Origin of the sequence: Stenotrophomonas geniculata (genome assembly GCF_034508895.1) — a bacterium.
Lineage (GTDB): Bacteria > Pseudomonadota > Gammaproteobacteria > Xanthomonadales > Xanthomonadaceae > Stenotrophomonas > Stenotrophomonas geniculata.
This window is the reverse complement of sequence record NZ_CP140571.1, coordinates 1,314,662-1,330,073: the sequence shown is the minus strand read 5'-3', so window position 1 is coordinate 1,330,073 and position 15,412 is coordinate 1,314,662. Positions and strand designations below refer to the sequence as shown.

Here is a 15,412-nt window from a genome sequence, read left to right as displayed (position 1 = left end):
TGCAGGGCGTCGGCTCAACTGCGCCCGTACGTGTCCTCGAACCGCACGATGTCATCCTCGCCCAGGTAGCTGCCCGACTGTACTTCGATCAGTTCCAGCGGCAGTTTTCCGGGGTTGCGCAGGCGGTGGGTCACGCCCAGCGGGATGTAGGTGCTCTGGTTCTCGCTGAGCAGGATCACTTCGTCGCCGCGGGTCACTTCTGCGGTGCCGCTGACCACGATCCAGTGTTCGGCGCGATGGTGATGCATCTGCAGGCTGAGCGTGCCGCCGGGCTTGACCGTGATGCGCTTGACCTGGAAACGCTCGCCGTTATCGATTGAATCGTAGGCGCCCCACGGGCGGTAGACCTTGCGATGCCAGGCGGCCTCGCTGCGGCCTTCGGCCTTCAGTTGGGCGACAACGGTCTTGACCTCCTGCATGCGGTCGGCCTTGCCGACCAGCACTGCATCGTCGGTCTCGACCACGATCACATCGTCCAGGCCGACCAGCGCTACCAGACGCTGTGCATAGGCATAGGTGTTGCGGCAGTCGATGGCGATCACATCGCCCTGGTGGGCGTTGCCGTCGCCGTCCTGCTGCGAGACATCGCGCAGCGCCGTCCACGAGCCGACATCGTTCCAGCCGGCGTCCAGCGGAATCACCACGGCGTCTGCGGTTTTTTCCATCACCGCGTAGTCGATGGAGTCGGAAGGAACCGCAGCGAAGGCGTCCTTGTCCAGACGGGTGAAATCCGAATCGCGACGGGCCTGCTGCCAGGCCTGGCGGCTGCCGGCCAGCATGTCGGGCTGGAAGTGCTCAAGTTCCTGCAGGTAGCGCGAGGCCTTGAACAGGAACATGCCGCTGTTCCAGTAATACTGGCCGCTGCTGACGTAATCGGTGGCGGTCTCAAGGTCGGGCTTTTCGACAAAGCGCTCGACCGCACGCAGGCCCTGTCCATCGGCGGCCTTGATATAGCCGTAGCCGGTTTCCGGACCGGTCGGCACGATGCCGAAGGTCACCAGCTTGCCGGCCTCGGCAGCGCCGGCTGCAGCCTGCACGACTGCGCGGAACGCGGCCTCATCGGTGATCACATGGTCCGAGGGCAGCACCAGCAGCAGCGCATCGGCGCCGTCGCGGGTGGCTTCCAGCGCTGCGACCGCGATCGCCGGTGCGGTGTTGCGGCCAACTGGTTCCAGGATAATGGCAGCCGGCTCGGCGCCGACCTGCTGCAGCTGCTCGGCAGCGACGAAGCGGTGCTCTTCGTTGGCGATCACCAACGGGCCGTGCGTGGCGATGGCGGCGACGCGCTGCCAGGTGGCCTGCAGCATCGTCTGTTCGCCTGCCAGCGGCAGGAACTGCTTCGGATACGCCTCGCGCGACAGTGGCCAAAGGCGGGTGCCGGAACCACCGGACAGGATGACGGGCTGGATATTGCTCATGATCTTCCTTGATTACTGCTGGATGAGGCGGGAAATCTCGTCGGTACGCGCCTGCATCAGCGATGCATCGCCGCGCGATTCGACATTCAGGCGCAGCAGCGGCTCGGTGTTGGAGCTGCGCAGGTTGAAGCGCCAGTCGCCGAAGTCGGCACTGATGCCGTCGGTGTGATCCAGTACCGGTGCTTGCGCCGCGAAGTGCGCCATGACGCGGGCCACAGCGGCCTTGGCATCGGCCACCTTGAAGTTGATCTCGCCACTGCACGGATAGGCCGCCATGCGGTCTTCGACCCAGTCGGCCAGCGAGCGGCCGCTTTCGGAAATCAGCTGGGCGATCAGCAGCCACGGGATCATGCCGGAGTCGGCATAGGCGAATTCGCGGAAGTAGTGGTGGGCGCTCATCTCACCGCCATACACCGCATCCTCGGCGCGCATCTTTTCCTTGATGAAGGCATGGCCGCTCTTGCACAGCACCGGTACGCCGCCCGCCTGCTCCACCATCTCCACGGTGTTCCAGACCAGGCGAGGGTCATGCACGACCTTGCCACCGGGATTGCGCGCGAGGATAGCCTTGGCCAGCAGGCCGACCAGGTAATAGCCCTCGATGAAGCGGCCGGTGTGATCGAAGAAGAAGCAGCGATCAAAGTCGCCGTCCCAGGCGATGCCGAAGTCAGCACCATGCTCGCGCACGGCGTCGGCAGTGGCGGCACGGTTTTCCGGCAGCAGCGGGTTGGGAATGCCGTTGGGGAAGTTGCCGTCGGGTTCGTGGCAGATGCGGATGAACTCGAACGGCAGGTGCGGGGCCAGCAGGTCGACGATGGCGCCCGCGCCGCCATTGCCGGCATTCACCACCAGCTTCAGCGGCGTGAGCTTGCTGGCATCGACATAGCTGAGCAGGTGCTGGATGTAGGCGCTCTTGTCATGCTGGGCGGTCTGCCCGGCACGCGGCGGCTGGGCCTCGGACATATCGACGGCGACCGCATCGGAGATCGCGAACAGGCCGGTATCGGAGCTGATCGGACGGGCATTCTCCTTGACCAGCTTCATGCCGTTGTAATCCATCGGGTTGTGGCTGGCGGTCACCATCACGCCGCCGGCCGCGCCGAGGTGATCGGTCTGGAAGTAGACCTCTTCGGTACCGCACAGGCCGATGTCGATCACCTCGCGGCCGGTACCACGCAGGCCTGCGGCCAGCGCATCCTGCAGCGCCGGGCTGGTCAGGCGCACATCGTGGCCGAGGACCACCGGACCGGGAGCGAGCTGTGCGGCCAGGGCGACGCCGATGCGGCGGGCCAGGTCTTCGTTCAGTTCTTCCGGCACACGGCCGCGGATATCGTAGGCCTTGAAGGCGGGCAGGGGCATCGATCAGATCCTTTGTGAGCTCAGCCCCCAATTGTAGTCCCAGTCCCGTATGGGAATCGTTTCCATCGGGGAACGCCACCTGACTGGCGTTCGGGGGTCAGGCTCGCGTCGACCGATTGCCCGCCTTACGGGAACGTTTGCCGGGCAGGCCCGGCAACGGCGCCAGCAGCGCCTGCACGTCTTCCTCGCTGAAGCGTGGCCCCGTAGCACCGCCGCCTTCGAGAATCGAGTCGGCCAGCGTGGCCTTGCGTTCCTGCAGCTCGGCGATCCGTTCTTCAATGCTGCCTGCGGCGATCAGCCGGTAAACGAACACCGGCTGCTGCTGGCCGATGCGATGGGCGCGGTCACTGGCCTGGTTTTCGGCCGCCGGGTTCCACCAGGGGTCGAAGTGGATGACGGTGTCGGCGGCGGTCAGGTTCAACCCGACGCCACCTGCCTTCAGGCTGATCAGGAACACCGGCACCTCGCCCTGCATGAAGCGCTGCACCGGCGTAGCCCGGTCCTGGGTGTCGCCGGTCAGGGTCACATAGGCCAGCCCGAGCTCCTCCAGCGCCTGCGCGATCAGTGCCAGCATGCCGGTGAACTGCGAGAACACCAGGACCCGCCGGCCTTCCTCGACCATCGACGGCAGCATGTCGCGCAGCAGCTCCAGCTTGGCCGAGCCGGCATTGCGTGCCGGGGCGTCGCCCGGCAGCAGGCGCGGATCGCAGCAGACCTGGCGCAGCTTCAGCAGGGCATCCAGCACCACGATATGGCTGCGCGCCAGCCCGCTGCCGCTGATGGCCTCGCGCACCTGCTTTTCCATCGCTGCACGCACGGTTTCATAGAGATCACGCTGGCCGCCCTCCATGTCCACCGCACGGGTAATGAGGGTCTTGGGCGGAAGCTCTGACGCGACCTGGTCCTTGCGCCGGCGCAGGATGAAGGGACGCAGGCGCTGCGCCAGCAACGTGGCGCGACGGTGGTCGCTGCCACGTTCGATCGGATGGCGCCAATGCTGGTTGAACTGCTTCTCGCTGCCGAGCAGGCCGGGCAGCAGGAAGTCGAACTGCGTCCACAGCTCGCCCAGATGGTTCTCCAGTGGCGTGCCGGTCAGGCACAGGCGATGGCGGGCCTGCAGCGTGCGCAGGGTGATGGCCGCGCGTGACTTCGGATTCTTCACCTGCTGGGCTTCATCCAGAATCAGCAGATGGTAGGCATGTGCCTGCAGCGCCTGCTCGTCGCGCCACAGCAGGGGATACGTGGTCAGCACAAGATCATGCTCGGGAATCGCCTCGAACAGTGCTTCGCGCGTCGGTCCGTGCAGGGTCAGCACCCGCAGGCCAGGGGTGAAGCGTGCGGCTTCGCTCTGCCAGTTGTGCAGCAGCGAGGTCGGCACCACCAGCAGCGCCGGCTGGTCCAGGCGGCCACTTTCCTTTTCGACCAGCAGATGCGCCAGCGTCTGCAGGGTCTTGCCCAGCCCCATGTCATCGGCCAGCACGCCGCCCAGACCCTGCTGGCGCAGGTACTGCAGCCACGACAGGCCTTCACGCTGATAGGGACGCAGCGTCGCCACCAGTCCCGCCGGTGGCGGCACTTCACCCAGTGCGGGTGCCTGCATCAGGCGCTGCACCAGCGCCTGGGTGTCCTTGCGCCCCCGGAACTGCAGGCGCGCCGTATCCCGCAGCGCCTGCAGGCGGCCACGGTCAAGCGCTGACAAGCGCAGCGGCGCGCCACGCTGGGCGAACAGGTCCGCCAACAGCGCCATGATCGGTTTCAATCGAGCGGCCCGCAGTGCCAGGCGGGTGCTGTCGCCTGCCATCAACAGGATGTTCTCGTCATCGCCGATGGCGTCCAGCTGGCCACGCATCCAGCGGGGATCGGACTGCAGCACCTGCTGCAGCAGCGGAACCATCGACACGTTGCGGCCTTCCACCTGGATGTCCAGGCCCAGGTTGAACCAGCCCGCATCCGCCGGGTCGGCCTGGATGTCCAGGCCGATCTCATCCACCCGGGTGATGCGATGGCGGAAATCGTCGTCCGTCTCCACCTTCCAGCCCAGGGCTTCCAGGCGCGGCACGTCGTCCAGCAGGAACCGTGTCCAGTCATGGGTGCGCAGCTGGAACTGCGGGCCAGCGCCGTCCAATGGCGCCCGCGGCTCCGTGTCGCGATGCAGTCCCACCGTGCGCAGCTCGGCCTCACGCCGTGATTCCTCAGCCAGGTCGCGGGGCAGCAGGGCAAGCTGGCCCTCCGGATCGTGTGCGAACAGGCTCGAATCATCCAGGAACCGCACGTGCTCGTCGTATTCGAAGGCCACGGTCGCGATATCGGCCCATTGCGAAGGGTCGCGTGGGCCGAGCCACGGCGGACGGAACTCGACCGTGTGCAGGCGCAGGACGGGCGTCATCGAACGGATCAGCAGCGTTGGCAGCGTGCTGCTGTCGTCGGGCATGGGGGGCGTATGGTCGATCTGCTGCAGCATCTGCGCCAGCACGGCCGCCACGTGCATGCAGTCGTGGCCGAGCGGGCAGGAACACCGGTTGCGCAGCAGGCTGCGCGGATGGCGAAGGCTGGCGGCCAGGTCGATCTCCACCCGGTAGGAGTACTTGGCCGGGATCTTTACCTCAGCGACCAGAATGTCACCGAACAGACGCATGCTGTGGACTTCCGACAGGCCATGGTCGCTCATTTCCAGCGTCCGGCCTTCCATCCAGCGGAGCAGGTCTTCTTCGGTGTAGGTATGGGCCATCAACGAGGGTGGGGCGGGCACGGGGCCGGCCATTGGCAGGGGAACCCGGCATTCTACGGAACCCTGTGCGATGCCCGTGCAATGCTGCGGCGCATCCAGGCCCTTCGCCGCCCTCCAGCTAGAATGCGGTCATCCTCAACGTGCAGGGTAGTACAGCAATGCAGCAATCGACTTCCACCGGCAAGCGCAGCAAGCGCTTCGCCAGTGCGGCGGAGGCCCTGCAAGGGGTGGTCGCCGATGGCCAGACGCTGGCCGTGGGCGGCTTCGGCCTGTGTGGCATTCCCGAGGCACTGATCGCCGCGCTGCGCGACAGCGGCGCCAAGGGCCTGACCGTGATCTCCAACAATGCCGGCGTTGATGGTTTCGGCCTGGGCCAGCTGCTGGAAACCCGGCAGATCAGGAAGATGATTTCGTCCTATGTGGGCGAGAACAAGGAATTCGAGCGCCAGTTCCTGGCCGGCGAGCTCGAGCTGGAATTCAACCCGCAGGGCACCCTGGCCGAGCGCCTGCGTGCCGGCGGTGCAGGCATTCCGGCGTTCTTCACCGCCACAGGCTATGGCACCGTGGTGGCTGAAGGAAAGGAAACCCGCGAGTTCGACGGCAAGCACTACGTGATGGAAACCGCGCTGCGCGCCGACGTGGCGCTGGTCAAGGCGTGGAAGGCCGACGAAGCGGGCAACCTGGTGTTCCGCAAGACCGCGCGCAACTTCAATCCGGCTTGCGCGATGGCCGGCAAGGTCTGCATCGTGGAAGTGGAGGAGGTGGTGCCGGTGGGTGCCATCGACCCGGACCAGGTGCACCTGCCGGGCATCTATGTACACCGCATCGTGCACAACGCGCATCCTGAAAAGCGTATCGAACAGCGCACCATCCGCGCGGAGGGCAACTGACATGGCGTGGACCCGCGATGAGATGGCGGCACGTGCCGCCCGCGAACTGACCGATGGTGCGTACGTGAACCTGGGCATCGGCCTGCCGACCCTGGTTGCCAACCACATCCCCGAAGGGGTGGACGTGTGGCTGCAGTCGGAAAACGGCCTGCTCGGCATCGGTCCGTTCCCGACCGACGCCGAAGTGGACGCCGACCTGATCAATGCCGGCAAGCAGACCGTCACCGCGCGTGCCGGTGCCAGCTATTTCGGCAGCCACGACAGCTTCGCGATGATCCGCGGTGGCCATGTGAACCTGGCTATCCTCGGCGCCATGCAGGTCACCGACAAGGGTGACCTGGCCAACTGGATGGTGCCGGGCAAGATGGTCAAGGGCATGGGCGGTGCGATGGACCTGGTGGCCGGCGTGCAGCGCGTGGTGGTGCTGATGGAGCACACCGCCAAGAACGGCGAGCACAAGATCCTGACCGAATGCACGCTGCCGTTGACCGGTGTCGGCGTGGTCGACCGCATCATCACCGACCTGGCCGTGTTCGATGTCACCGACAAGGGGTTGCTGCTGGTGGAAGCCGCACCTGGTGTCAACGATGACGAGTTGAAGGAAAAGACCGGCGTTGCGTTCCAGCGCGCTTGATGTCCCGGGGCGGCTGCAGGCCGCCCCTTTCCGGAAGGCACGCGATGCTGTTCCCCGACGATCTTCCTGATGCTGACGTCCAGCACCTGCCCGGCTGGCTGGCCACGACCGATGCAGACCGGCTCCTGTCCGTGCTGCAGGCCGAAGTCCCCTGGGAAGTCCACCGCATCCGCATGTTCGGCAACTGGGTGGATTCGCCGCGGCTGAGCTGCTGGATCGGCGATCCGCAGGCGCGCTACCGCTATTCCGGGGCTGAATTCGTGCCGCACCCCTGGCCACCCGCGTTGCAGGCCATGCGTGATCGCCTGCAGGCAGAAGGCTTCGGCCACTTCAACAGCGTACTGCTGAACCGCTATCGCGGCGGCGGCGACTACATGGGCTGGCACAGCGATGACGAGCCAGAGCTGGGGCCGACCCCGGTGATTGCTTCGCTGAGCCTGGGCGCGGCGCGCCGCTTCCTGCTGCGCCGGCACGATGACCCGGCGCGGAAGGCCGAGTACCTGCTCGGCCATGGCGATCTGCTGGTGATGGCGGGGCAGACACAAAGGTTCTACCAGCACGCGCTGCCGAAGATGGCACGGGTGCAGGGTGAACGGATCAACCTGACGTTCCGCTGGATTACGCCACGCTGACCGGTCAGCGCGCGACGGTCGGCTGGTCGGCCTGCCCGCTTGTCAGCGTCCAGCCCACCATCTCCTGTGCCAGCTGCTGCAGGCCGCGCTCGAACGCGGCGGCAACCGCCGGCACGTCGGTACTGCCGACCGGCTGCGCCTGGCGGAAGGTACGGTCGGCGACCACGCGCTGGTCGGCCACATGGATCAGCTTGGCGTTGACCTCGATCACCACGGTCGGCGTGGCCTGGCCCAGGTAGTCCGATTCAAAGCGGCGCACGTCGGTGGACAGCTTGTAGTCGGCACGGATGCCGGCACTGCTGCGCGCCACGCCACGGATGCGGCCGGAGTCCTCAAAGCCACGCAGCAAGGTGTCCTCGATCATGTCGGTGGCCGGCTGTGCCCAGCTGGCCCCCTTGTAGATCTCCATCTGCGACGGCGTCGGCCGCACGTTGATACGCGGGCTGTCGACCATGCGCGCGGCGCTGGGCTTGGCCAGCACCAGCTGCCAGCCCACCTGTGGCCACGCCGGGTCTGCCTTCACCTGCACGGACGGCGAGTACAGCGTCACTGCGGTTTTCTCGCTGCTGCCAAGGATGGAGCAGCCGCCCAGCAGGGTGACCATCGAAGCGGCCAGCAGCAGGCGCGGAAGGGCGGTCGGGCTCATTTGGGTTCGAACTCCTTCGGTGCGTCGCGGCCCAGCAGGTAGCGCGCGGGGTTGTTCTCGAGGCGGTCGCTGACCCGGCGCAGATCGCGGATCAGGCCGCGCAGTTCGGTCAGCGTCGGGCCGAGCTGGCCGAGGCCATCGTTGGCGAAGCTGTTGATCGCGGCACGGTTCTCGCCAAGGATCGAGTCGGCGTTGCCAGCGGCCGAATCAAGCTTGGCCAGGGTGGCGTCGAGCTTGTCGATGATGCCCGGCAGCTGCTGCACCAGGTTCTTGTCCAGGCGCTCGATGGTGCCATTGGTGGTCTTCAGCGTGGTGTCCAGGCTGCGGGCGGCATCGCGCGCGCTGAGCAGCAGCGCCCGCGTGCCCTGATCACGGTCGGCCAGGCCGCCGCTGATCGTTTCCAGGTTGGCCAGCGTCGCGTTGATCGAGGCCACGTTGCGGTCGCTGAGGATCTGGTCCATGCGCTCGACGATGCGGTTGGCAACGTCAGTGATGTTCTGCAGCGCCGACGGCGTGGTTGGAATGATCGGCGCCGGATCCTTGTTGACCGTGGTCAGTGCCGGCGACTGCGGCGTACCACCGCTGAGCTGGATGATCGACGGGCCGGTCAGGCTGGTGATCGCCAGCTTTGCACGGGTATCGGTCTTGACCGGGGTGGTCGAGTTCAGGCGGATGCGTGCGACCACCTGGCGCGGGTCGTCCGGAACCAGGTTCAGTTCGATGATCGAACCCACCGCGATGCCGTTGTACTGCACCGGGCTGCCCACCGACAGGCCGGTTACTGCCTCGCGGAACACCACGCGGTATTCCTGCCAGGTACGGTCGGAGGAGTACTTGGCCGCCCACAGGCCGAAGGCCAGCAGGGCCAGGCCGGTGATCAGGGTGAACGCGCCGATCAGCACGTAGTTGGCTTTGGTTTCCATGGCTCAGGCACTCTCGATCTGTTCGCCGCGCGCGGCACGCGCACGCGGTCCGTGGAAGTATTCCTGGATCCACGGATGATCCAGTTTCTCGATGTCCGGCAGTGGCGCGTTGGCCACCACTTTGCGGTCGGCGATCACTGCCACCCGGTCGCAGATCGCATACAGCGTGTCCAGGTCGTGGGTGATCAGGAACACGGTCAACCCCAGTGCTTCCTGCAGGGTCTTGATCAGGCGGTCGAAGGCGGCCGCGCCGATCGGGTCGAGTCCGGCGGTCGGTTCATCCAGGAACAGCAGCGGCGGGTCCAGTGCCAACGCGCGGGCCAGCCCGGCGCGCTTGCGCATCCCGCCGGACAGCTGCGAGGGCAGTTTGTTGATCGCATCGGCGGGTAGGCCGGCCAGCTTCACCTTCAGCAGCGCCAGTTCGTAGTGCCAGCGCTCGGGCAGTTCGCGGTGGTGCTCCTTCAACGGTACCTGCACGTTCTCGCCTACGGTCAGCGACGAGAACAACGCACCGTCCTGGAACAGCACGCCGGTGTTGCGCTCGATGTGCAGGCGGCTCTCGGCATCGTCGGCACGCGCGTCGCGGCCCAGCACCTCGATCCGGCCTTCGTCGGGCGTGCGCAGGCCGAGGATCGAGCGCATCAGCACCGACTTGCCGGTACCGGAGCCGCCCACCACGCCGAGAATTTCGCCGCGGCGCACGTCCAGGTCCAGGTCCTCGTGCACGGTCTGGCTGCCGAAGCGGTTGACCAGCCCGCGCACGCGGATGGCCAGGTCGTGGCCATCGTCGTCCTGCATGGGAATGTCGTCGGGCGTCGGATGCGTGCTCATGTCACCAGTCCATGTGCATGAACCACAACGCCGCGAAGGCGTCGATGATGATCACCAGCGAGATGGTCTGCACCACGCTGGAGGTGGTGCGTTCGCCCACCGACTGCGCCGTGCCTTCCACCTTCAGGCCTTCCAGGCAGCCGATCAGGCCGATCACCAGCGCGAACACCGGCGCCTTCGACAGGCCGACCAGCATGTGCCGCACTTCCATCGTCTCGTGCATGCGCGCGATGTACATCTGCGGCGGGATGTCGAGGTCGAACGCACCGACGGTGATGCCGCCAGCCAGGCCGGCCACCATCGCAATGAAGGTCAGCAGCGGCAGGGTGACCAGCAGCGCCAGCAGCCGTGGCAGCACCAGCAGGTCGATCGGATCCAGGCCCAGGGTGCGCATCGCATCGATTTCCTCGCGCGCTTTCATCGCACCGATCTGTGCGGTGAAGGCGCTGGCGGTGCGGCCGGCCAGCACGATGGCGGTCAGCAGCACCGCGAACTCGCGCAGGAAGGCGATGTTGACCAGCTCGACCACGTAGATCTCGGCGCCGAAGTCGCGAAGGATGGTCGAGCCGAGGAAGGCGATCACCGCGCCCACCAGGTAGGACAGCAGCGCCACCAGCGGTACCGCGTCCAGCCCGACCTGCTCCATCTGGTGCACGGTGGCGGTCAGGCGGAAGCGACGGGGTTCCTTGACCAGGCGAGCTCCCTTGACCAGGTTCTCGCCGAGGAAACTGCACAGCGCCTTGATGTTGTGGCCGGTGGCATGGACGCTGACACCCAGCCGTTCCAGCGCCGCCAGCACGCCGAAGTCGCGCTTGGGCTTGGGCCGGTCGTCGGCCACTTCCTCGATGGTGCACACCAGCGCCTGGTGATCCGGGCGGAACTTCAGTGCGTCCTCGCCGAGGTCGGCGCGATGGGCTACGCGCAGCACCTGCAGCACGCCGGCCGAATCCATTTTCTCGATGGCGGTGGCATCGATGCCGGTCAGCGTGTCGGGAACGCCGCGCAGGACTTCGGCCGCGGCCAGCGCGGTCTTCAAGGTCCAGGTGCCGGACAGGCGGATCACGCCCGGGTCATGGGCATCCTGTTCGAGCTGGGGGGCGTGGTTCGGGGTCACTTGGGCCATTCGGGTCGCAGCATAACCGTTCTGTATTGGGCTTCGCGTCGAACTCGGATGAATTTCTCCGGTAAGGCCCAGCCTAGGTAATACTACGGCGCATGTCCGCAGACGCTCACACGATCCCCACGCCCCAGGCCAGCTACGCACAGCGCGTGGCCTTCGTTTCCGAGATCGCCGGACGCCTGCACAGCTATGGCACAACGGCCCAGCGCCTGGAAACAGCGGTGGTGGCACTGGCCCGCCAGCTCGATCTGGATTGTGAACCGTGGTCGAATCCCACCGGTATCATCCTCAGCTTCAGCGACCCGGCGCAGGCGATCGGCTCCAGTGACATCACCCGCGTGATCCGCTTGGCGCCCGGCGAGAACGACCTGCACAAGCTCAGCGTCGCCGACCATATCGCCGAGGAAGTGGCCAATGGGCGGATGAGCATCGCCCAGGGCCACACCGCATTGCGCCAGCTGGACAAGGATCCGGGCCGGCGCGGCAAGCTGCGCACCATCCTTTCGTTCACCCTCGGCGCGGCCGGCGTGGCCGGCATGTGGAAGCTGCCGTGGCTGGACATCGCCACCGCCGGTGTCATCGGCCTGATGATCGGCCTGCTCGGCATGGTCACCGACCGTCGCCCGGCCACCCGCGAAGCCGCCGAGGCACTGGCCGCGCTGCTGGCCGGCCTGGTCGCCACGCTGGTCGCGTCCTTCATCGGCGCGCTCAACCTCAACACCGTGATCATCGCCTCGCTGGTGGTGCTGCTGCCGGGCATGTCGCTGACCAATGCGGTCAATGAACTGGCCAGCCAGCACTGGGTGTCGGGGACTGCGCGCTTCGCCGGTGCGCTGACCACCATCATGAAACTCAGTGTGGGCGCGATGATCGCGGTGACCCTGGCCGACGTGCTCGGCCTCGACCCGGTGATCCGCGCGGCGCGGCCGCAGGGGCCCTGGGTGGAGTGGGGCTCGCTGCTGACCGCGGCGTTCGCCTTCGCGATGCTGTTCAAGGCCAACCGCCGCGATTACCCGTGGGTGATCGCCGCCTCGGTGGCCGGCTATGCGATCTCCAAGTTCGGTGGCCACGCCTGGGGCGCGCCGGCCGGCATCTTCCTGTCGGCGATGCTGCTGACCGCCGGTGGCAATCTGTTCGGCCGTCTCGTTGGCCGCCCGGGTGCGATCATCCGCCTGCCTGGCATCATCATGATGGTGCCAGGCAGCACCAGCCTGCGCGGCGTGCTGACCCTGGTCCAGCAGCAGGACGTGGGTGCCGGCCAGAGCGTGTTCCTCACCGTGCTCAACGTGGTGATGGCCCTGGTCGCCGGCCTGCTGTTCGGCAACCTGCTGATGCCCGCTCGCAAAACCCTGTAATGATGTCGGTGGGTGTGGACCGTTGGTCCACACGCCGGGAGGGCTGCTTGCTGTGGGTGTGGACCTCGGTCCACACACCGAAGAATAAAAAACGCCGGCTTTCGCCGGCGTTTTTCATCGCATTCCAATCCGGCCTCAGGCCTTCTTGATCAGGAAATCTTCCGGCTTCTTGTTGCCCTTGGCGGTCAGCTCGGCCATCCAGCGCGGCTGCTTGCCACGACCGGTCCAGGTTTCCTTGGGGTTGGCCGGGTTGCGGTACTTCGGAGCAACCTTGCCCAGCTTGCGGCCAGCGGTCTTCGACGGTGCCTTGGCGGCCTTGGCCACCTTGCGCGCGCGCGGGGCCGGGGCGTCGCCGAACAGTTCCTCGATGGTGTAACCCTCGGTCTTGGCCAGCTTGGTCAGCTGTGCCCGGACCTTGGTGATCGGCCGGCGCTTGGCGACGATGGTCTGCTGTTTCTTGGCGGTACGGATCAGGGCGCCCAGCTCGCGTGCCGACAGGCCGGTCAGGTCAATGCTCATTTACGGTTACTCCGGAAACTAATAAGTGGACGGGACGAGCCAGTCCATGGCGTCGCGGGACAGAATAAAGATGAATTAATCCCAGCACAAATGCAGGCGGGTCATGGCCTGGCAGCATCCCGGCTGCATTGCGTCTATTTTGACCGGATTATGTCCGCTGCAATATTGCTCAAATGGGCGTCAGCTAGTAAAAGACCGGGGCATGCCCCGGTCTTTTCCTGATCAGTCCTGCAGACGCTGCAGCAGGGTGGCCTTGTCCAGGCTTTCCGCTTCGCTGGCGCGGCGCGAGCGGTACTCGTAGGTACCGGCGGCCAGGCCACGTTCGCTGACCACCACGCGGTGCGGGATGCCGATCAGTTCCATGTCGGCGAACATCGCGCCCGGGCGCAGGCCACGGTCGTCCAGCGCGGCATCGAGGCCGGCGTCGCGAAGTTCCTGCAGCAGGTTGGACGCTGCATCGGCGACGGCAGCGTCGCCCTTCGGGTTGATCACGCACACCACCACCTGCCACGGCGCCATCGCGTCCGGCCAGATGATGCCGGCATCGTCATGGTTCTGTTCGATCGCGGCAGCCACCACGCGCGAGATGCCGATGCCATAGCAGCCCATCGCCATCACCGCCGCCTTGCCGTTCTCGTCCAGCACCGTGGCATCCAGCGCTTCGGCGTACTTGCGGCCCAGCTGGAACACGTGGCCGACTTCGATGCCACGGGCGATCTTCAGTTCGCCGCCGTCCAGCGCGCGGTCACCGGCACGCACGTTGCGGATGTCGGCCACTTCCGGTTCCGGCAGGTCGCGGCCCCAGTTGACGCCGGCCAGGTGGAAACCGGCTTCGTTGGCGCCGACGACGAAGTCGGACATCGCCGCCACTTCGCGATCAGCCACCACCCGGATGGCCTTGGCCGGGGCGACCGGGCCGAGGAAGCCCGGCACGGCGCCCAGATGGTCGGCGATTTCCGCTTCGCTGGCGAAGCGCTGTTCGTCCAGGCCGGCAACCTTGGCCAGCTTGATCTCGTTGACCTCATGGTCGCCGCGGACCAGCACCAGCACGAACTGCTGTGCCTTGCCTTCGCCAGCGATCAGCGCCACCGACTTCACCGTGCGCTGCAGGGCGATGCCGAGCAGGGCCGCGACGTCCTCGCAGGTCTTCTGGGTGGGGGTGTCGACCTTACGCATGGCTTCGCTGGCGGCGGCACGCGGTGCCGGATCGGCGGCAATCGCCGCTTCCATGTTGGCCGCGTAGTCCGAACCGGTGGAGAACACCAGCGCGTCCTCGCCGGAATCGGCGATCACGTGGAATTCCTGCGACGCATCGCCGCCGATCGCACCGGAGTCGGCCTGCACCATGCGGAAGTCCAGGCCGAGGCGGGTGAAGATGCGGCTATAGGCCGACTTCATGTTCTCGTATTCGCGCACCAGGCACTCATCGTGCAGGTGGAACGAATAGGCGTCCTTCATCAGGAACTCGCGCGAACGCATCACGCCGAAGCGCGGACGGATCTCGTCGCGGAACTTGGTCTGCACCTGGTAGAAATTGACCGGCAGCTGCTTGTAGCTGGACAGCTCGCTGCGCGCGAAGTCGCAGGCGGCTTCTTCGGCGGTCGGGCTGTAGCAGAACACCTGGTCCTTGCGGTCCTTGATCTTCAGCAGCTGCGGGCCGAACTTCTGCCAGCGGCCGGTCTGCTCCCATAGTTCCTTCGGCTGGATGGTCGGGATCTGGAATTCCACGGCACCGGCGCGGTCCATTTCCTCGCGCACGATGCGCTCGACCTTGCGCAGCACGCGCAGGCCCAGCGGCGACCAGGTGTACAGGCCCGATGCCAGCTTGCGGATCATGCCCGCGCGCAGCATCAGCCGGTGGCTGGTGAGCTCGGCGTCGCTGGGGGTTTCCTTGGTGGTGTGCAGGTGGAACTGGGAGAGGCGCATCGTCGGCTTCGGATAACGGCAGAGACGCCTATTCTGCCAGCCCGGCCGGGGGGAGGGGTATCGGCAGGGCTGCGCCCTGCACCCGCCTCAAGCAACGTCAACTGCAACAGCAACAGCAACAGCGGGCTTCCTGTGGGATGGCGGGGTGGATCCGGTGGCAGGGGACGCCGTAAACCCGTCCATGGGGGCTTGGTCGCGGCATCCATGCCGCTCACACCCCTGCCACCGGACCCACCCCGCCTTCGACAGTTTCCTGCGATCTGCCTGCATCTCTGCAGCCGAGCCATGCTCGGCTGCTGTTCGGTCAACTCCCGAAATATTCGATTTCAATGGAGATTCATCCACGCATGGCGTGGATCTACGGACCACCAGGAATCTGTCGGGGGTGGGGCGGTGTCGGATTGCGGGGTGTCAGCCGCATGGATGCGGCT

Annotated in this window: 13 protein-coding genes; 4 read left to right on the top strand and 9 right to left on the bottom strand. The window is 66.3% G+C overall.

Annotated elements, in window-relative coordinates:
* Positions 1–14: 14 nt before the first annotated feature.
* From RI032_RS06280 to RI032_RS06270, 3 genes are all read right to left on the bottom strand, one after another.
* Complete coding sequence (locus RI032_RS06280) at positions 15–1,418, bottom strand: mannose-1-phosphate guanylyltransferase/mannose-6-phosphate isomerase (protein ID WP_322548005.1); 1,404 nt, start codon at positions 1,416–1,418, stop codon at positions 15–17.
* A gap of 12 nt (positions 1,419–1,430) precedes the next feature.
* The gene (locus tag RI032_RS06275; RefSeq protein WP_109814910.1) at positions 1,431–2,777 is read right to left on the bottom strand and encodes a phosphohexomutase domain-containing protein; all 1,347 of its coding nucleotides are present in this window, start codon (positions 2,775–2,777) and stop codon (positions 1,431–1,433) included.
* 97 nt (positions 2,778–2,874) lie between these two features.
* Complete coding sequence (locus RI032_RS06270; RefSeq protein ID WP_322548262.1) at positions 2,875–5,505, bottom strand: DEAD/DEAH box helicase; 2,631 nt, start codon at positions 5,503–5,505, stop codon at positions 2,875–2,877.
* Positions 5,506–5,663: 158 nt separating this feature from the next.
* On the opposite strand from RI032_RS06270, the gene RI032_RS06265 reads away from it, so the two are divergent.
* From RI032_RS06265 to RI032_RS06255, 3 genes are read left to right on the top strand one after another with little or no spacing between them, the layout of a single operon-like run.
* The gene (locus RI032_RS06265) at positions 5,664–6,395 is read left to right on the top strand and encodes a CoA transferase subunit A (protein ID WP_049455359.1); all 732 of its coding nucleotides are present in this window, start codon (positions 5,664–5,666) and stop codon (positions 6,393–6,395) included.
* Position 6,396: 1 nt separating this feature from the next.
* Complete coding sequence (locus RI032_RS06260; RefSeq protein ID WP_010480686.1) at positions 6,397–7,029, top strand: CoA transferase subunit B; 633 nt, start codon at positions 6,397–6,399, stop codon at positions 7,027–7,029.
* Positions 7,030–7,073: 44 nt separating this feature from the next.
* Complete coding sequence (locus RI032_RS06255) at positions 7,074–7,661, top strand: alpha-ketoglutarate-dependent dioxygenase AlkB family protein (RefSeq protein ID WP_322548004.1); 588 nt, start codon at positions 7,074–7,076, stop codon at positions 7,659–7,661.
* 4 nt (positions 7,662–7,665) lie between these two features.
* Here the strand turns inward: RI032_RS06255 and RI032_RS06250 are convergent, their stop codons facing one another.
* Genes RI032_RS06250 through RI032_RS06235 form a run of 4 tightly spaced genes read right to left on the bottom strand, consistent with a single transcriptional unit; the run spans position 7,666 to position 11,184 of the window.
* Positions 7,666–8,307: an ABC-type transport auxiliary lipoprotein family protein gene (locus RI032_RS06250; RefSeq protein ID WP_049455356.1), complete on the bottom strand. Its 642-nt coding sequence runs from the start codon at positions 8,305–8,307 to the stop codon at positions 7,666–7,668.
* Entirely contained in the window at positions 8,304–9,230 is a 927-nt protein-coding gene (locus RI032_RS06245; RefSeq protein WP_322548003.1) for an MlaD family protein, read from the bottom strand. Before RI032_RS06245 ends, RI032_RS06250 begins: the two co-directional genes overlap by 4 nt.
* Before the next feature lie 3 nt (positions 9,231–9,233).
* Positions 9,234–10,061 (bottom strand): ABC transporter ATP-binding protein, encoded by an 828-nt coding sequence (locus tag RI032_RS06240; protein ID WP_010480693.1) that lies wholly within the window; start codon positions 10,059–10,061, stop codon positions 9,234–9,236.
* Between the two features lies 1 nt (position 10,062).
* Positions 10,063–11,184 carry an ABC transporter permease gene (locus tag RI032_RS06235; protein ID WP_010480695.1) on the bottom strand — a complete coding sequence of 374 codons (1,122 nt, stop codon included), beginning with the start codon at positions 11,182–11,184 and terminating at the stop codon, positions 10,063–10,065.
* 92 nt (positions 11,185–11,276) lie between these two features.
* Between RI032_RS06235 and RI032_RS06230 the strand changes: the two genes are divergently transcribed.
* Entirely contained in the window at positions 11,277–12,536 is a 1,260-nt protein-coding gene (locus RI032_RS06230) for a threonine/serine exporter family protein (protein ID WP_010480697.1), read from the top strand.
* 135 nt (positions 12,537–12,671) lie between these two features.
* Here RI032_RS06230 and RI032_RS06225 read toward each other — a convergent pair whose 3' ends face one another.
* Together RI032_RS06225 and RI032_RS06220 are read right to left on the bottom strand one after the other, a co-directional pair.
* On the bottom strand, positions 12,672–13,055 hold the full coding sequence (locus RI032_RS06225) for an H-NS histone family protein (protein ID WP_049398421.1): 384 nt from the start codon (positions 13,053–13,055) through the stop codon (positions 12,672–12,674).
* A 222-nt stretch (positions 13,056–13,277) separates the two neighbouring features.
* On the bottom strand, positions 13,278–14,981 hold the full coding sequence (locus RI032_RS06220) for a proline--tRNA ligase (RefSeq protein ID WP_197576562.1): 1,704 nt from the start codon (positions 14,979–14,981) through the stop codon (positions 13,278–13,280).
* Positions 14,982–15,412 lie beyond the last annotated feature (431 nt).